Origin of the sequence: Priestia sp. TGN 0903, assembly GCF_050846855.1 — a bacterium.
Classification (GTDB): Bacteria; Bacillota; Bacilli; order Bacillales; family Bacillaceae_H; genus Priestia; species Priestia zanthoxyli.
In genome coordinates this window covers 493,795-512,551 of the sequence record NZ_JBOZGL010000004.1, presented here as the reverse complement: position 1 = coordinate 512,551, position 18,757 = coordinate 493,795, and the positions used below count along the sequence as shown (strand labels likewise).

Genomic DNA, 18,757 nt, shown 5'->3' with positions numbered 1-18,757 from the left:
AAGAGGTGAACAGCATGCATATTGCAATGAGAGGGATTCATAAAGCCTTTGGAGCAAACCGTGTACTAAGAGGCGTGGATTTTGAATTACATGAAGGTGAAGTTCACGCACTAATGGGGGAAAATGGAGCGGGGAAATCTACGCTGATGAATATTTTAACCGGCCTTCATAAAAAAGATGAAGGGCAGATTCTGATTGATGGCAAAGAGACGTATTTTCAAAATCCAAAAGAAGCAGAACAAAACGGAATTACCTTTATTCATCAAGAGCTGAACGTTTGGCCTGAAATGACGGTGCTTGAGAACTTATTTATCGGCAAAGAATTAAAAACGCCTTTAGGTTTTTTAAAAACAAAAGAAATGAAAGCGTTAGCAAAGAAGCAGTTTGAAAAATTAGCTGTCACCATTCCTCTTGATCAAGAAGCAGGACTTTGTTCTGTCGGACAGCAGCAAATGATTGAGATAGCCAAAGCGCTGATGACGAATGCAAAAGTGATTATCATGGATGAGCCGACCGCAGCGCTTACTGAAAGAGAAATTCAAAAGTTATTTGACGTAATTAATGCGCTGCGAAAACAAGATGTATCGATTGTCTATATTTCACATCGTATGGAAGAGATTTTCGCTATTTGTGATTCCATTACGGTCATGCGTGACGGACAGACGGTAGACAAAAAGCCGATTCCAGAAACCAGCTTCGATGATGTTGTTCGCAAAATGGTAGGAAGAGAGCTAACGGATCGATTTCCTGCTAGGACATCTCCTAAGGGAGACGTTGTTTTTGAAGCAAAAGGCTTGGAGAGAAAAGGTGTGTTTCAAGACGTTCATTTTTCAGTGCGATCAGGAGAAATTGTCGGCGTTGCGGGGCTAATGGGAGCTGGAAGAACCGAGATTATGCGCGCTATCTTCGGGCTTGATCCGTTAGAAAAAGGCGAAATTATCTTAAATGGCAAACGGGTCAGTATCACAAAGCCAGACCAAGCCATTAAATTAGGTCTCGGGTTCATTACAGAAGATCGTAAAACAGAAGGGCTCGTTCTGGATTTTTCTATTCGAGAAAATATTGCACTTCCAAGTCTATTCAGCTTTTCGCCAAAAGGCTTTATTGAACAAAAAAGCGAGCAGCAATTTGTAGATTTGCTTATTAAACGTTTAACGATCAAAACCGAGTCGTCTGAGACGAGTGCGGCTAATTTATCGGGAGGAAATCAGCAAAAAGTAGTTATTGCCAAGTGGATTGGCATTGGACCAAAAGTGCTAATTTTAGATGAACCAACTCGAGGAGTTGACGTCGGGGCGAAGCGTGAAATTTATCAGCTTATGAATGAACTGACAGACAGAGGCGTGGCTATTATCATGGTGTCTTCAGAGCTTCCGGAAGTACTCGGCATGAGTGATCGCATTTTGGTTGTGCATGAAGGAAAGATAACAGGTGAACTGACAAGTGAAGAAGCAACTCAAGAAAAAATTATGACATTTGCAACAGGAGGTCAGTAAAATGAAAGCAAACACAGCGATAAAAGAAAATCGCGTTGATAACGTGATGCAAAAGCTAGGTCCGTTACTAGGTTTATTTATTCTTATTGTCATTGTATCGATTTTAAATCCAAGCTTTTTAGAACCTTTAAATATTTTAAACTTGCTGCGTCAAGTAGCCATTAATGCCTTAATTGCATTCGGTATGACATTTGTTATTTTAACAGGGGGAATTGATTTATCCGTGGGCTCTATACTTGCTCTATCAAGTGCGTTAATGGCAGGTATGATTGTGTCAGGTGTAGATCCTATTTTAGCTATTTTAATAGGATGTGTGTTAGGAGCTGTAATGGGTATGGTTAACGGCTTACTTATTACAAAAGGAAAAATGGCGCCGTTTATTGCGACGCTAGCGACGATGACAATTTTTAGAGGATTAACGCTTGTTTATACAGATGGAAATCCGATTACGGGCTTAGGTGAAAACTATTACTTCCAATTATTTGGCCGAGGCTATTTCCTAGGTATTCCTGTTCCAGCGATTACGATGGTATTAGCGTTTGCTGTCCTATGGGTGATTTTGCATAAAACACCGTTTGGCCGTAGAACATATGCAATCGGTGGAAATGAAAAAGCAGCATTTATTTCAGGAATCAAAGTTCCGAAAGTTAAGGTTATGATTTACTCACTAGCAGGATTATTGGCAGCGCTATCAGGAGCGATTTTGACTTCTCGCTTGAATTCTGCTCAGCCAACGGCAGGTACGTCTTACGAGTTAGATGCTATCGCCGCAGTAGTACTGGGTGGCACAAGCCTTTCCGGAGGACGTGGACGCATTGTTGGAACGTTAATTGGTGCGCTGATTATCGGAACATTAAACAACGGTTTGAACTTACTCGGCGTTTCGTCGTTTTACCAAATGGTCGTAAAAGGAATTGTTATTTTAATTGCGGTATTAATTGATCGCAAAAAGTCAGCTTAGGAGGGAAAAACATGAAGAAAATTTGGCTCGTGCTATTATCATTTTCATTATTACTGTTAGGGGCTTGTTCACTTCAGCCTCCTGAGTGGGCGAAACCATCTGAAAGTAAAAATTTAAAAGATATTAAAATTGGTTTATCCGTGTCTACATTAAACAATCCGTTCTTTGTTTCCCTAAAAGAAGGAGTACAAAAAGAAGCAAAAAAACTGGGCATGGAAGTAGTTGTAGTAGATGCTCAAAATGATTCAGCAAAACAAATTAACGATGTAGAAGATTTAATGCAGCAAGGTGTTAACATTCTGCTTATTAACCCAACGGATTCAGCCGCTATTTCAACAGCTGTACAATCGGCTAATAATGTAGGGATTCCAGTTATTACGCTAGATCGTTCAGCAGAAAAAGGAAAAGTGGAAACACTGGTAGCTTCAGATAATGTAAAAGGTGGTCAAATGGCTGCTGATTACATTGTAAAAAAAGTAGGTGAAAAAGCTCAGGTAGCAGAACTTGAAGGCGTGCCCGGAGCTTCAGCAACTCGTGAACGAGGAAAAGGGTTCCACAACGTTGCAGATCAAAAGCTAGATATTACGGCTAAACAGTCAGCTGATTTTGACCGTACAAAAGGCTTAAACGTTATGGAGAACGTTCTTCAAGGAAACCCTGGTATCAAAGCCGTATTTGCTCACAATGATGAAATGGCATTAGGAGCTATTCAAGCGATTAACAGCTCAGGAAAAGATGTATTAGTAGTAGGGTTTGATGGAAACGACGATGCAATTAAAGCAGTAAAAGAAGGAAAACTAGGAGCAACTGTAGCCCAGCAGCCTGTTTTAATTGGTAAACTTGCCGTAAAGTCTGCTAAAAATGTTCTTCAAGGCAAAAAAGTAGATAAGCAAATTCCAGTGCCTTTAAAACTAGTAACCTCTGAAAAATAATGGCTTTATACGTGTGAAGAAAAAAGACGCTCATTTGATTTATGGGCGTCTTTATATATATATAAAGTGTAAAAAAGAAGTGAAAAAGTCACAACTTTATAAATAGTGTAGGAATTATGTAGGTGGAATTTATGTAATAAAAAGTAAAAAACACAGAAAAAAGGCGGTAAAACACATAATTTTCTGTGAAAAATTTGTAATATAGCTGTAATAATAAGCGTTTATTTTGATTTTTAAAGAGTAATTTTGCCCCCTTTGTGACAAAAATATATCTTTTTTAATAAACAGTAAACCTCTCTATCAAGGGATTTTGGTGGTAAATTCCCAGAAAGAGATTCTTGGTTATACAGATTATGGGAAACTTTTAACTGTATTGTAACATAAACAGCTAGTTTTTTATGGTATAACTATGTCTATGAGGAAAGGGGACTATTACTTTATGAAAATTTTTAAGCGTATGACTCTTGCAGCAGTCACAGGAATTTTCTTCATGACCGGCATTACAGAGACTCACGCCCAATCGAATGAAGAAGCGCTCCAGACTACTGAAAATAAAATTAAAGAAACAGAAAAGGCTGTTCAACAAAAAGAGAAAGAGAAACAGTCTATCAATTCAGATGTTCAAAACATACAGTCACAATTAAATTCATTACATACAGTAATCTCTAGCAATAAAAAAGAGTTAGCATCGACTGAAAAGCAGATTTCAGAAGCGAACAAAATGATTGAGAAAAAGAAAAAAGAGATCGTTTTGCTTCAGGAAAAAGTGTTAAGTCGTAAAGATATTATTGAAAATCGATTAGTTGCTTTACAGCAGGACGATAAAACAAGCGTTGTTATTGATACATTAATGAATGCTGATAACTTTGGAGATTTTGTTGCACGTATGGGTGCGGTCACAACTTTATTGTCAGCAGATAATGATATTTTAAAGCAGCATCAAAATGACTTAGATCAAATTGAAAAAGATAAAAAAGAAATTGATAAGCAAGAAAAAGTATTAGAAGCAGCAAAAAGTAGCCTAGCGGCTAAACAAGCTGAATTAGATAAAAACGTTGCGAAACAAACAGCAACGTTAACAACTATGCAAGAAAAATACAGCACGGTCGTAAATGAAATTGATGCAGCTTCTTCAGAAAAAGCAAATCTTCAGTCTGAACTAACAGGCATTCAAGATAAGATTGCAAAAGAAAAAGAAGCAGCTCAAAAGCAAGCTGAGCAAGTGGCAAAACAGCAGGCGGCTGAAAAGGCTGAGGCTGATGCAGAAGCAAAGCGTCAAGCTGAATTAGCAACAGCTAAAAAAGAAGTAAAAACAGAGCCGAAACAAGAAGTAAAAACAGCTGCGGCTACAGAGAAGAAAGCAGCCGTTTCTTCAGAAGAAAAAGAAACGAAAAAAGAAGAAAGCACACAAAAGCATTCTGGAAAAGAAATGTATGTAGAAGCAACAGCTTATACAGCTAATTGTGCAGGCTGCAGCGGCGTAACAGCCACTGGACAAAATGTAAGTTCAGGCACTCATAAAATTATTGCGGTAGATCCATCCGTTATTCCATTAGGTTCAAAAGTATATGTAGAAGGATACGGAGTGGCAACAGCAGGTGATACGGGCGGTGCGATTAAAGGATATCGAATTGACGTATTAGTACCTTCTGAGTCAGCTGCAAAAGCATTTGGACGTCGTACAGTGAAAGTAACGGTGCTAAACTAAAGAGAAGATCCGAACGATTTATCGTTCGGATTTTTTCATTTTGTTGGTTTTCAGATGAGATGGATGCAGCTATGTCTCAGCCTCTTCTTTGCATGTTTAGTGAGCAAGTTGCTAGCTAATCTATGCTCTTTTCGTTACCATACAATAAAGTAAATGGAAGAAAAGGAGTGGGTAAAATGAAGGTAGTTGATCCAGCGGTACAAAGTGCAAAAGATAATTATCATTTGCTAACAGGTGTCGTCATTCCCCGGCCAATTGCGTTTATTACAAGTCAAAATGATGACGGTGTAGTGAATGCCGCGCCGTTTAGTTTTTTTAATGTAGTTGCGGCAGAGCCTCCGCTGATTGCCGTTTCGGTTTCGAGAAGTGAAGGTCAAATGACGAAAGATACGGCCAAAAATATTAGTGCATCTAAAGAATTTGTAGTTCATCTTGTAGACGAAAACTTAGTGGAACAGGTGAATCAAGCGGCATCTTCTTACCCTTCTTCCGTGAGTGAAGTCGAGGAAACAGGGTTAACACTAGCACCGAGCAAAAAAGTGCAGGTTCCCGGAATTCAAGAAGCCAGCATTCGAATGGAATGTAAGCTTCACCAAATTGTTCCATTAGGAACGGATGAGGCATACAGCTCAGATTTGTTTATCGGTGAAGTTGTGATGTTTCATATTAGTGAAAAAGTAATAGAAAACGATCGCGTTTCTGCAGAACGTGTGAAGCCAGTCAGCCGGCTTGCGGGTTCTAACTATAGTAAATTGGGGCAATTATTTTCCTTAGAACGTCCCAAATAAGCAAGAAAGTGTTACTTATGTAGCAAAAAAATAGTATACATTGGATTTTTTTAAATAAGCGATTGTGTTCTGTTTCAACAATAACAGTACATTCGCTTTTTTTTATGAACGAAAAAGTTAATAGAAACCATAATAACAAAATCAATTTACAAAAAGGCAAAAATGTAAGGTTTTTGCCTTTTATATTTACCATTGAGGAAAAGGGTATTCATTCATATAATTTAGATTAAGTAAATTGTATACGCTTTCAATATACAGAATTATTTTTCAATAATTCTATCTAGAAAGAGACGTGAGCGTTTACAAAAAAACTTGCCACACTAGGAGACGAGATCATAGGAGGGGTATTCATTGAAACGTTGGTTTAGTTTAATCAGTTTTGCACTCATTTTAACCCTAGTACTTGCAGGATGCGGAGGAAAGTCCGCTAATGAAACAAGTGGTAGCGGTGGAAAAGAAGTTGTTGCATGGGCTTGGAATATTAACGTACCGGTATTAAAGAAAGCAGCAGCAGAATATCAAAAAGAGAATCCAGGATTTAAATTAAAAGTAGTGGATATGGGACGTGAAGACGTTTATTCAAAACTAACAACAGGATTGCAGGCTGGCGGAAAAGGTCTTCCTGATATTGTATTAGTAGAAGACGATCGTTTCCAAGGATATTTGGATGCATTTCCAAAAGCATTTTTAAACCTATCTAAAAAAGGATTTGATAAGCAAGAAGATAAATTTCCAGAGTTTAAGAAAGCTCTTTTATCAAAGGATGGGGACATGTACGGCTTCCCGTTTGATGCAGGTCCGACAGGCGTTTTCTACCGCACAGATTACTTTGAAAAAGCAGGCGTAGATCCAAACAGTATCAAAACATGGGATGATTATATTGCGGCTGGTAAAAAAATTAAAGAAAAAGTTGGCGTTGATTTACTAGGTTTAGATTTTAATAATGACGATGGCTTATTCCGAATGGCACTAACGCAGCAAGGTACGTTCTATTTTAATAACAAAGGTAAGCTCAATTTAACTTCTAAAGAAGCGAAAAAAGCGATGGAGTTAAATAAGAAGTTAAAAGAAGCAGGCATTGTTAAAAATACAGTGGGCTGGGATGCTTCAATCAGTGCTTTAGCAGAAGGTAAAGTAGCAAGTTCACCATCTGGTGCTTGGCTATCTGGTTCTATTACGCAGCAGGCTCCGGATTTAAAAGGAAAATGGGGAGTATTTTTATTACCTTCGTTTGAAGAAGGAGGCAACCGTGCTTCTAACTTAGGCGGAAGCAACTATGTGATTTCAGCAAATAGCCAAAAAGCAGATGAAGCGTACAAATTTATGGAATATTTCTCAACAACAGATAAAGTTCAAGAAGAAGCGATGAAGGGCGGATTATTCCCATCATTAAATACCGTATATTCTTCAAAATTATTCACTGCACAAGATGAGTACTTTAACAATCAGACGATTTGGAAAACATTCGCAGATGAAATGAAAGATATTAAGCCGGTTAATTTTACAGGCAATTACTCAGTTGCAAACAGTGAAGCAGTCAAAGCTGTGTCAGAGGTAACAAATGGTAAGGGCGTTACAGACTCGCTTGAAGCAGCTCAAAAACGCTTAGAAAACCGAATTCAAAAATAATCAAGAAGCATAGAAGGTGATTTCTAGAAAATTGCCTTCTATCTCTTCTTCTTGCGGTACTAGGAGGTCATCATGAAGACAAATAAATCATTGCCTTACTTATTTATTGCTCCAGCACTTTTGCTGTTCGCGCTGTTTACCATCTATCCTATTTTTTCATCGTTTATTCTAAGCTTTCAGAGTATGGAAGGCGGAAAGTATGTATTTACCGGTTTATCAAACTATACACGTTTGCTCGGAGATGATATTTTCTGGAAAGCGCTTGGAAATACGGGGATTATTTTAATCGTTCAAGTACCCGTCATGATTTTATTAGCGCTTGTACTAGCTAACGCGTTAAACAGTCAGCTTTTAAGACTAAAAGGTTTTTTCCGAGTTTCATTTTTCTTGCCCGCAGTAACGTCGCTAGTTGCCTATTCTATTTTGTTTTCAATCATTCTTCAAGATGAAGGAATTATGAATACTATTTTAGGGTTTTTCGGTATCGATGCCATTCAGTGGCTGGGAGATCCTTTCTGGGCTAAAGTCTCAATCATCGTGGCGATGACTTGGAGATGGACAGGTTATAATATGGTTATTTTTCTAGCAGCTCTTCAAAGTTTATCTCATGAAGTTTACGAAGCAGCTGATTTAGACGGGGCAAATCGTATTCAAAAGTTTTTCCACGTAACGGTTCCACAATTAAAACCCGTTATCTTGTTTGCTACTATTTTATCAACAATTGGCACGCTTCAATTGTTTGACGAACCTTTTAACTTAACAAAAGGCGGCCCTGCTGATTCCACGATGACGCTAGGCTTATATATTTATCAAAATGGCTTTAAATATTTTGATTTTGGGTATGCTTCAGCCATTGCGTACGTTGTTGTATTATTAGTCGGTATTTTAACGTTCTTCCAATTTAAATTTACGGGTGATAAATCATGAGTGTATTAGAGAGAGTAGAAGCAACCGCAGTAGCTACCGTGCCTAAGGTTAAAAAGAAAAGCAACATCATGCGTAAAATAGGATTATACAGCATGCTTGGGCTGTTCACGATTATCTCTATTTTTCCGTTTTACTGGATGATTATCGGCGCTACGAATGAATCGGGAAAAATGTTTACAAACCCTCCAACGCTGAAGCCTGGCGATCAATTTATGACAAATCTACAAAATTTAAATGCTTCAATTGATTTAGGGCGGGTCTTTTTTAACTCAGTATTTGTTTCAGTAGTGTATGTGATTGTAGCTTTAATGGTTTGTTCTACAGCTGCATATGCGCTATCTAAATTTGAATTTAAAGGACGAAACGCAATTTTTACGACGCTTTTATTGTCCATGATGATTCCATATCAAGCAACGCTCATTCCGCTTTTTCAGCTGATGTCGAATTTTAATTTGCTTGATACGTATTTTGCTCTTATTGTTCCGCAGCTGTGCTTTCCGTTCGCTATCTTTTTATTACGTCAGAACTTTTTAGCTTTTCCAACGGAACTGATTGAAGCAGCACGTTTGGACGGTGCTGGAGAGATGAGAATCTTTTTAACCATTGTGCTTCCTTCTATGAAGCCTGCGATGGCTGCAGCAGCTATTTTCTTATTTATGACACAGTGGAATAACTTTATGTGGCCTTTAGTTGCGACTACATCAAACGAAATGGCTACATTGCCAGTTGCTCTTTCAAGCTTAATTGGATTATCGATTATTGATTACGGTCAAGTAATGATGGGGGTAACGATTGCAACCATTCCAATCATTGTCTTCTTCCTAGCACTTCAGCGTCATTTTATTTCAGGAATGCTTGGAAGTGCAGTAAAATAAAAAGCAGCAGATGTTGAGAAAAAAGTATGTTAGTTAAAGAAGGATCCGAAAGAATCTGATTGTTGATCGAGAATCAAATTCTTTCGGATTTTTTCCTTTCTAGGATGAACGTAGATTTAATTGTAGTTAATTGCTTCTAGGTGTTGATTGGAGGGCAAGGCGAAGACTCCTGCGGGAAAAGCGGAACAGGTGAGACCCTGCAGGAGCGTAAGCGACGAGGAGGCTCACCGGCCGCCCGCGGAAAGCGAAGTCTTGCACGGAAATCAACAGCTGTGTAACAAGTAATTCATACTAGTTCAATTTGTTCGTCTTTAGATTGGGTTGATTTAGCCATAGTTCAATCACTTTCTTAATGAACAGGGGGAGAGAAGATGGGAGAGATACCTGTAGGAGTACAGCTTTATACGCTGCATGAAGAAACGAAAAAAGACTTTAAAGGAACTCTTCAAAAAGTAGCTGCTTTAGGATATCAAGGGGTAGAGTTTGCAGGGTACGAAGGATATACAGCGCAAGAAGTAAGAGCATGGTTAACGGATTTACAGCTGAAGGCAGCTTCTAGTCACGTGCCGCTTGAACAATTAGAAGCAAATTTAGAGCAAGTGATTCACTTTGAGCAGCAAGTTGGAAATTCACATATTGTTTGTCCTTATTTAATGCCTGAACGACAAACTGAAAAAGGATATTTCGAACTTATTGATTCTTTAAATTACATTGATGCTTATTGTAAAAAAGAAGGCATGTCGTTTAGCTATCACCATCATGATTTTGAGCTAAAAAAATTGTCAACTGGAAAGTCAGCTCTCCAAACGATTCTAGAAGAAACTGGGGTAAATGTAGAGCTGGACATTTATTGGCTCACTAAAGCAGGCGAAGATCCAGTTGAGTGGATGAAGCACTATCGAAATCGTACGCCTTTTATCCATTTAAAAGATATGACAACAGACGGCGAGCAATTCTTTGCTCCTCTTGGTACCGGAGGGGTAAATGTAAAGGCTGTCATGAAAGAAGGCAATAAAGCAGGCGTAAAATGGTGGATCGTTGAACAAGATCAGTGCATAGAAAGTCCTCTTAGCAGTATTAAAAAAAGCTTAGCATATATCAAATAAAAAAAACGAACAGACGCTGTCTGTTCGTTTTTTATTGATAAGCTGGAGTCCATTCAATTTCTCCGCACTTATTCGTATAATCAATATTTACTTCAAAGTTATGTTTTTCATAAAAATGAATTAATCTTTCGAGATGATCCCAGTCGCGCTCAGCGATATCTCCTTTAATGACATGAACATTTTGATCAACCGCTACTTCTTTTAAATAATTCATACATACAGAGCCATATCCCTTATTAGCGGGACCTTTAATATCACCAATAAAAATCGTGTGAGTATCTTCATATACGCCATCGATGGCAAAATCCCAAGCCCCTCTATAGGCTTTTGTACATTCATTTAGCATAATTTTACATGCGTTTCCGTCATTTTGTGCCGATACAATAACTAACTGATTATCTTCAGGCTGATCGACACCGATAACTTCGTACTTTTTAGCAATTTCTTTTAAATTATCCTGCATGCGAAATAGCTGAAACTCTAAATCATCAAGTGTTTCTTTTAGTTCTTCTGCATTCTGGTTTTTTTCTGTAAGCTGAGTAAACATTTTATACTCCTTTCCGTCTGTTTTCGGTCTAAGTGCGCCTATGACAAAGAGGACACGGTGTATAAAGCGAAACTTTATTTAGCAAAGTATCTGCCTTAGTAAAAATATAAAAAGGAAAGAACCTGATTTGATTGATCGTTCATCAAAACGGCTGCTTTCCTTAACATTCACTTTTAAATTTTTTACAACGTGTATAAGGGTAACAAAGACTCATTAATTTTGTCAATAAGGTTGCAGGTCTATTTGTAAAGAAGATAACAGGACATTTTACTTATCTGGAAAGAAAAATAATGAGTGAAAAAAGAATCATTTTAAAGTAAAATCATTGGAGGAAAAGTATGGTTAAAAAGGAATTGCTTTTCATTTGGAAAAAACATACTTAAAATAAAAGTAAGAAAATATTTCATTTACTTACAAAATATTATAGAAAAATGGATGGAGTAATATGGGGTAAGTGTTAACTATATCGAACAAAGGGTGTATAAGATGGATAAATATCAAATTGCATTATTAGCTAATGTGCGTAAGCAGCTGCAAGAGTGGACTGATCAAAATAAAGAAATACCTCATGAAGAGGTGTACCGCTTTTTGCATTCAATTTCTGGAACGTCTGCGACTATTGGACTGCATTATTTAGGAGATCGTTCCCGCGCGTTAATGGAAGCTGTTGAAAAAAAACAGAAAAAAATCTGGGATTACGCGGAGTTGAATACTTTTTTATTAGATATTATTAAAATTTGTTATCAAGATGAAATTCAATCCGCAGAAGATATAAATAAACCGATAGAAATCAGTGAACAAACAGCTAGCATTTTACTTGTGGACGACGATCTTTCAATGCTGATGTATTTAAAAGAACAGTTTGAAAAGCAGGGATGGTACGTATTAGCAACTGCATCTAAAGAAAAAGCCATTACGGCTTTTTACGAATTAAAGCCGGATTGTTTTGTTGTTGATGTACATATGAAAGACTGTACAGGCTTTGACATTCTTTCATTTTTACGTGATAAAACAAAGCAACTGTTCGTCCCGATTGTCATGATGAGCGTTGATAATCAAAGAGAGACGCGTTTGAAGGCTTTTAAATTAGGGGCCGATGACTTCCTTGTTAAACCTTTCGATCTGGAAGAAAGTCTACTTCGAATTGGTCACCATATTGAACGAAAGCAAATGTTTAACTCCTATTTAATGTTTGATGAATTAACAGGAGCCTATAACCGAACGTATTTAAAAGAAATCTACAGTCAGCAGCTATCCAGCTACGACCGCTTAAAAGATCCTTTTTGTTTAGCGATTTTAGATTTAGATTTCTTTAAAAGAATAAATGATCAGTATGGACATCTTATGGGAGACCGCGTGCTGCAAGCATTTGTAGAGTATATGAAGCATGAAATTCGTCCAACAGATCACATTTTTAGATATGGAGGCGAAGAATTTATTCTTTTACTGCCAAAAACCAATATAAAAGAGGCAGAAACAGTATTAAATAGACTGTTGGATTCCTTTGTGAAAAAAGTGTTCACACATCAAAGCAATTCGTTTTATTGCAGCTTTTCCGGCGGAGTTGTAGAAGTTCATAACAATGAATGGCCGTTAGAAAAAGCGCTTCATCAAGCTGATGAAGCATTATATATAGCGAAGGAATCAGGACGTCAAAAAATTGTAGCTTCTTCTCAAAGCAAGCTGGTTAAAAAGCGAACGCTTCGTATGGCTATTATTGATGATGATTCTATCATTCGAACGATGCTGAAAGAGCTTTTAAGTAAGATTGATGTAGGAGATCGTTATGAAGTGAAAATAGAAGTGTTTAAAGACGGCATCGAGTTTTTTGAGTCCCAATGGATTCACTCTAGCGATCACTACTTTGTTATTTTAGATGGAATGATGCCTAAGATGGATGGCTTAGAAGTGCTGCAAAAATTAAGGCAGCAGAAACGTCACGATCAGTACACGGTTATTATGCTTACATCACGAAACAGCGAACAAGATATTCAAAGAGCATTAGAACTTGGGGCAGACGATTACATGACAAAGCCATTTAAGTTAATGGAGCTTGAAGCGCGCGTACGTCATTTAATGAAGAAGGTGAAATAAATGGGGATGTCAATTCAAGTGGTATATGCCTTATTTGGCGGATTGCTATTGCTGTTGGTTTGTTTTCTAAGTTATTTACTTATTCAAAAAGCGCGTTTAAACGCTTTCCGGGCAAAAGTAGAATCCTATAAAGATAGTATAAAAGAATCTCTTTTTATTTATTTATACAGAAAAGATGAAGAACATCGGATAGAGCCTAAAAATAAAATAGAGCTGGCGGGTGTAGAGGAACTATTGAGCGGTTTTTCTGCAGCTGTGCAAGGTGATGACATTCGAAATAACATCACGCTCTATGCGGAGAAGGTTTTTACACCCAAATATAAAAAAGAGCTGCATCATTCTAGGTGGAGTGTCAGAATGAATGCCCTTTATGCTATTGAAGATTTTGGTCTTACTACGCTAACAGACCAATTAGTAGAAATGTATGAGAAAAAAAATAGTACAGCGGCTGAAAAAAATCAAATTTTAAAGATTTTAGTTAAGCTAAACCGTCCTGAGTTTGTTGTGTATATGACGAATGCCTCTAAACCGCTGTCTGAATTTATGTACCGCTCTTTGTTTGGAACTATGAACAGTGAGCAGTTTCAGCAATTTATTAATAAATTTGAAGACCTGCAAGAAGAAATTCAGCTGCCACTTATCGATATGATCGGTATCAATCATAAGTTAGAGTATATCGATTTCTTAAAAATGCACATGAAAAGTTCATCAGAAGAACTGCGAATTCGTTCGTTGAAATCACTTAACGCTTTATCTTTTCCATTAAAAGTAGAGGAGCTCACGAAACATCTTCAATCAGATATGTGGCAAGAGAGAATGATGGCTACCAAACTAGTAGGCAAAACGAGAGATGAGAAGGGATTGTCACTTCTCGAGCAGTCGCTGAAAGATTCTCATTTTCTTGTGCGTTCGAATGCTGCTCAGTCAATGATGAAAATCCCAACAGGTACGGAATACTTAGTTCATGTATATGAAACGACTGATGACAAGTTTTCGAAAGATATGGCAGCAGAATGGCTTGAAAAGGGAGGAATTACGGTTGTGGAATAGTGTTTGGCATCTTTTTTTGTCCGTTTGCGGATGGGCTGTATTTGCTTATATGATTTTTGTGCTTTGTTTTTATTTTATGATGTTTATCATCTCTGCTTTTCAACTGCGAAAGCAATATCAATTAAATGATGAAGAACCTTATGAAGATTTGCTTGCGGTTAGCTATACAACGCCGTTATCTATATTAGTTCCCGCTTATAACGAATCTGTCGGGATTATTGGAAGCGTGCGTTCGCTGCTTGGAATTGAATATCCGGAATATGAAGTAATTGTAGTAAATGATGGATCTTCAGATGATACGTTAGAAAAGCTCATCGAAGAGTTTTCTCTTGTGAAAATGAATCGAGTTGTGAGAAAGCAAGTGGAGACGAAAGAAGTAAAAGCTGTATATCGTTCTAAATTATACGATTATTTATATGTAGTCGATAAACAAAATGGAGGAAAGTCAGATGCATTAAATGCAGGAATTAATTTATCCAACTATCCTTATTTTTGTTCGATCGATGGTGATTCAGTGTTGGAAAGAGACGCTTTTTTAAAAGTTATGAAGCCAATTATTGATTCAGACGGAGAAGTAATTGCTTCAGGAGGAAGTATTCGAATTGCAAACGGATGTAAAATCGAAAACGGTGCGGTCGTATCGATTGGACTTGATACGCAGCCGCTTGTTGTGATGCAGATTATTGAATATTTACGTGCCTTTCTTATGGGGCGCATTGGTCTCAGTCGCCATAATTTATTACTTATTGTGTCAGGAGCATTTGGCGTATTTTCTAAACGCTGGGTGATTGAAGCTGGGGGTTATTCTCATACAGTCGGCGAAGACATGGAGCTTGTTGTTCGCCTCCACCGACTGATTAAACAGAAAAAAGCCAACAATCAAATTGTTTATATTCCAGATCCCGTATGCTGGACAGAGGCACCTGATGAAATCAAATATTTGCGAAGACAGCGAAACCGCTGGCACCGCGGTTTATTTGATAGTCTTTGGAAGCATAAAGAGATGCTGTTTAATCCGAAATACGGAAGTATCGGAATGATTTCTATGCCTTATTTTGTGTTTATTGAACTAATCGGGCCGGTCATGGAAATGTTAGGCTATTTGTTTATTGTTATTTCTCTAGTTGTAGGCGGGATTTATGTAGAATTTGCGTATTTGCTTTTTCTCTTAATGGTTGTATATGGTTCTCTTTATTCGATGGCGGCTGTTTTGCTAGAAGAGTGGAGCCTTCGCAAATATCCAAAAGTATCTGATATCGCTAAGCTGTTTGTCTTTTCCCTGACTGAATCCTTTTGGTATCGCCCTCTAACTGTTATATGGCGCTGTCATGGATTGTTGGACGTTATTCGCAATAAAAAAGGCTGGGGAGACATGCAGCGAAAAGGAGTTTCACAATGAAAAAATGGTTATTAATCGGCGGCATTATTTTGGTTATGGCAGTAACGGCTTCGCCATTTCTTATTTGGCAGCTACAGAAACCAACTGATTTGAATATGCTTGTCATTGATAAAACAGTGCCAGATCAAACGTTTCGAGAGCATCAGGGCTTAATGTGGATGCTGAATCAAGCGAAAGTACGCAAAGACGGGAAGCCTTATGAAATCTCAAAAGATTATGCAGGGTTTTATCCGAATGGAGATAAAACATACAGCATTAAATCTCTGCCAAAAACAAACTCTGCAGATATGATTTATATCACGGACACGTATGGCGTATACAAAGAAGATTTAGGCGTAAAAGCTAAAAGAGGAGATCGTTCTCAGCTGGTGTATGGCGGCATGACTTCTGAAGACGTGAGCTACGTTAAGAAAGCACTGAATGGACGTACAAAAACGCTGATTGGAGAGTTTAATACATTTGGAAGTCCTACTTCTCTAGACGTTCGCAAAGAACTGTATGAATTGTACAATGTTACGTGGTCCGGCTGGATTGGTCGCTATTTTGATGAATTCGGCAGTGAAGAAGTTCCTGCTTGGGTGAAAAGTGCTTACAAAAAGCAGTACAACAAAGAGTGGAGCCTTACAGGAAAAGGCTTATTATTTGTTAATGAATCCAATAAGCTCGTTATTATAACGGAAAAAGAATTAAAAGAAAATCCAGTATGGTTCCAATATACAAAACAAGGAAAAAAAACATTGAATTTACAGGATGAATCTGCTTATCAATATTGGTTTGACGTAATTACACCCCAGCAAAAAAGTGATGTGCAGGCTCAGTTTGTCTTTCACTTGGATTCTGAAGGAAAAAACAAGCTAAAGGAAAATGGTATTCCTTTGTCCATACCAGCAGTCGTTCATCATAATAAAGAGCGATATGATACTTATTACTTTGCAGGAGATTTTGCAGATCAAGGAGAAGTACCTTCCATTTATCAAACCTCTTTTTACCCGGTGTGGAAGAAATGGACAGAGAAAATCGGAAAAGAAGATGAGTCTTCTTTTTACTGGACTGTTTATCTGCCTCTTATGAATAAGATTATAGATCAACAGCAAAATGCATCGCAGCCTGCTTCTGTTACTTTTAATGAAAATATGGAAATCTATGAAGATGCTGACCGTAAAGTAGCAGGGAAAGTAGGAAAAGATTATTTGCAAGTTTATCAAAACGGCAAGTGGAAAGATTTGCTGATTAAAGGAGTAAATATGGGCATTAGTAAGCCAGGCCATTTCCCTGGTGAGACCGCTATTTCGAAAGAAGAATATTTGCGCTGGTTTAAAGAAATTGGCAAGATGAATGCAAACTCAATCCGCGTATACACCATTCACCCTCCCGGCTTTTATGAAGCGCTTGCTGAGTATAACCAAAAAGCCAAAGAACCCATTTATCTTTTTCATGGAGTATGGGTGAATGAAGAAGTTTTCTATGATTCACAAGATGCTTTTGCAAAGGAAAATACAAAAGAATTTGAAGCTGAAATGAAAAGGATTGTAAACGTTATTCATGGAAATGCAACACTGCCAAAACGGACGGGACATGCAAGCGGAACGTATACAGCAGACGTGTCTCCTTATGTTTTAGGCTGGATTATAGGAGTTGAATGGGATCCCACGGTAGCCCTTTCGACAAATGAAAAACATAAAGGAATGAAAGATTTTAAAGGGAAGTACATCTATACTGAAAAAGGCAATCCCTTTGAAATTTGGCTTGCGCAGCTTATGGAAAAAACAATTTCCTATGAGCAGGATAAATATGATTGGCAGCGGCCTATGAGCTTTACGAACTGGGTGACGACGGATTTATTGACTCATCCATATGAGCCTTCTGAAGACGAAGATAAAGTGTCTGTTAATCCTAATTTAATTCACACAACTAAAAAATTTGAGCCGGGATTATTTGCTTCTTATCATATTTATCCTTACTATCCTGATTTCTTAAACTATGAACCTCGTTATCTCGCTTATCGCGATCATCGAGGAGAGAAAAATAACTACGCAGGTTATTTGCAAAATATGAAAGAAGTTCATCATATGCCCGTGCTTGTTGCTGAATTTGGCATTCCAGCTTCGCGAGGACTCACCCATAGAAACGTATACGGATGGGATCAAGGCTTTCATACGGAACAAGAACAAGGAAAGATTCTGTCACGCTTGTACGAAGATATTGTTGAAGAAAAAATGGCTGGCGGTATGGTCTTTACATGGCAAGATGAATGGTTTAAGCGAACGTGGAATACGATGGAGTACGACAATCCGAACCGCAGGCCATTTTGGACGAATTTGCAAACGGGAGAACAGCATTTTGGCCTGTTGAGTTTTGATCCAGGAACAAAGCTGAAAGTCAAAGTAGACGGCAAATCAGATGATTGGAAAAAGCTGAACAGCAAGTCGGTATATAAGCCGTCTAAGAAGTTAAAAGCATTGAACATTACAAGTGATGAAGGTTATCTATATCTACACGTGAGTGCAAAAGAGCTGGAAGATCAAAAGCTTTATTTCTTGTTTAACACAATTAACAATCAGGGACAGTCAAAGATTCCTCAAATTCCTTCTTTAAAAACAAAAGGAATTGATTTTGTAGCAGAATTAAACGGGAAAGAAGACAGTCACTTGTGGATAGACAGCTATTACGATACGTATTATTTTTCGTATGCCCATCAGCTTCAAATGATTCCATCTGTAAAAGGAACCGATACAAAAGATAACGGCATGTTTAATCCAATCAGGCTCGCCCTTAACAAAGAGTTAGCGATTGGAGAGGGGAAAAACAAGAGAACCATTCCTTTTGACGCCTATGAAACTGGGAAGCTCCAAGAAGGAAACAGCGATCCTAACTCTTCTTCATTTGATTCGCTGGCAGATTTTAAAGTGAATGAATCAAATGGAATTGCTGAACTTCGCATTCCTTGGGCGCTTTTAAATGTAAAAGACCCGAGTCAAAAAGAAATAATGGGAGATATTTGGTCCAAAAAAGGATTAGAATCCAGCGAGAAAATGAAAGGAATTCAAGTGGGAGTCGTAGCTGTTAATAAGAAGAGCAATGACGTGGAAGATACGTTTCCGACTCAGAAAAAAGGAGAACTTTTATTAAAAGATTTTTACTTATACAAGTGGAAAAATTGGGAGTATCCAACTTTTCACGAACGAATAAAGCCGTCCTACTTCATATTGCAAAAAACGTATGGACGACTACAAGCGGAGGAATAA

15 protein-coding genes are annotated in these 18,757 nt (G+C 37.8%); 14 read left to right on the top strand and 1 reads right to left on the bottom strand.

The genetic code is table 11. The features are described 5' to 3' along the window. The first annotated feature begins 14 nt into the window (after window positions 1-14). From ACRPLY_RS16940 to ACRPLY_RS16895, 10 genes are all read left to right on the top strand, one after another. A complete protein-coding gene (locus tag ACRPLY_RS16940; protein ID WP_432232052.1) occupies window positions 15-1,496 on the top strand; it encodes a sugar ABC transporter ATP-binding protein in 1,482 nt (493 codons plus the stop codon). A gap of 1 nt (window position 1,497) precedes the next feature. After that, complete coding sequence (gene rbsC, locus ACRPLY_RS16935; RefSeq protein WP_033578167.1) at window positions 1,498-2,457, top strand: ribose ABC transporter permease RbsC; 960 nt, start codon at window positions 1,498-1,500, stop codon at window positions 2,455-2,457. A gap of 11 nt (window positions 2,458-2,468) precedes the next feature. Next, window positions 2,469-3,389 carry a ribose ABC transporter substrate-binding protein RbsB gene (rbsB, locus tag ACRPLY_RS16930; RefSeq protein WP_014461376.1) on the top strand — a complete coding sequence of 307 codons (921 nt, stop codon included), beginning with the start codon at window positions 2,469-2,471 and terminating at the stop codon, window positions 3,387-3,389. A gap of 439 nt (window positions 3,390-3,828) precedes the next feature. Then, window positions 3,829-5,097 carry a 3D domain-containing protein gene (locus tag ACRPLY_RS16925; RefSeq protein WP_033578168.1) on the top strand — a complete coding sequence of 423 codons (1,269 nt, stop codon included), beginning with the start codon at window positions 3,829-3,831 and terminating at the stop codon, window positions 5,095-5,097. Between the two features lie 176 nt (window positions 5,098-5,273). Continuing rightward, window positions 5,274-5,885 (top strand): flavin reductase family protein, encoded by a 612-nt coding sequence (locus ACRPLY_RS16920; RefSeq protein WP_016763208.1) that lies wholly within the window; start codon window positions 5,274-5,276, stop codon window positions 5,883-5,885. Between the two features lie 351 nt (window positions 5,886-6,236). Further along, the gene (locus tag ACRPLY_RS16915) at window positions 6,237-7,514 is read left to right on the top strand and encodes an ABC transporter substrate-binding protein (protein WP_028412189.1); all 1,278 of its coding nucleotides are present in this window, start codon (window positions 6,237-6,239) and stop codon (window positions 7,512-7,514) included. Between the two features lie 72 nt (window positions 7,515-7,586). Continuing rightward, a complete protein-coding gene (locus ACRPLY_RS16910) occupies window positions 7,587-8,441 on the top strand; it encodes a carbohydrate ABC transporter permease (protein WP_014461372.1) in 855 nt (284 codons plus the stop codon). A 68-nt stretch (window positions 8,442-8,509) separates the two neighbouring features. Next, window positions 8,510-9,316 carry a carbohydrate ABC transporter permease gene (locus ACRPLY_RS16905; protein ID WP_013055640.1) on the top strand — a complete coding sequence of 269 codons (807 nt, stop codon included), beginning with the start codon at window positions 8,510-8,512 and terminating at the stop codon, window positions 9,314-9,316. A 143-nt stretch (window positions 9,317-9,459) separates the two neighbouring features. Next, on the top strand, window positions 9,460-9,594 hold the full coding sequence (locus ACRPLY_RS16900; RefSeq protein ID WP_367071411.1) for a hypothetical protein: 135 nt from the start codon (window positions 9,460-9,462) through the stop codon (window positions 9,592-9,594). A gap of 93 nt (window positions 9,595-9,687) precedes the next feature. Continuing rightward, on the top strand, window positions 9,688-10,422 hold the full coding sequence (locus ACRPLY_RS16895) for a sugar phosphate isomerase/epimerase family protein (RefSeq protein ID WP_432232051.1): 735 nt from the start codon (window positions 9,688-9,690) through the stop codon (window positions 10,420-10,422). 31 nt (window positions 10,423-10,453) lie between these two features. Here ACRPLY_RS16895 and ACRPLY_RS16890 read toward each other — a convergent pair whose 3' ends face one another. Then, window positions 10,454-10,969 carry a GNAT family N-acetyltransferase gene (locus ACRPLY_RS16890; protein WP_165635519.1) on the bottom strand — a complete coding sequence of 172 codons (516 nt, stop codon included), beginning with the start codon at window positions 10,967-10,969 and terminating at the stop codon, window positions 10,454-10,456. Window positions 10,970-11,455: 486 nt separating this feature from the next. Here ACRPLY_RS16890 and ACRPLY_RS16885 point away from each other — a divergent pair, with 486 nt between their 5' ends. The 4 genes from ACRPLY_RS16885 to ACRPLY_RS16870 are packed head-to-tail and all read left to right on the top strand — an operon-like array spanning window position 11,456 to window position 18,757. Further along, entirely contained in the window at window positions 11,456-13,063 is a 1,608-nt protein-coding gene (locus ACRPLY_RS16885; RefSeq protein ID WP_028412191.1) for a GGDEF domain-containing response regulator, read from the top strand. Then, window positions 13,064-14,113 carry a HEAT repeat domain-containing protein gene (locus ACRPLY_RS16880; RefSeq protein ID WP_034269703.1) on the top strand — a complete coding sequence of 350 codons (1,050 nt, stop codon included), beginning with the start codon at window positions 13,064-13,066 and terminating at the stop codon, window positions 14,111-14,113. After that, complete coding sequence (locus tag ACRPLY_RS16875) at window positions 14,103-15,512, top strand: glycosyltransferase family 2 protein (RefSeq protein WP_033578173.1); 1,410 nt, start codon at window positions 14,103-14,105, stop codon at window positions 15,510-15,512. The genes ACRPLY_RS16880 and ACRPLY_RS16875 overlap by 11 nt, the downstream gene beginning before the upstream one ends. After that, on the top strand, window positions 15,509-18,757 hold the full coding sequence (locus ACRPLY_RS16870) for a hypothetical protein (RefSeq protein WP_432232050.1): 3,249 nt from the start codon (window positions 15,509-15,511) through the stop codon (window positions 18,755-18,757). Before ACRPLY_RS16875 ends, ACRPLY_RS16870 begins: the two co-directional genes overlap by 4 nt.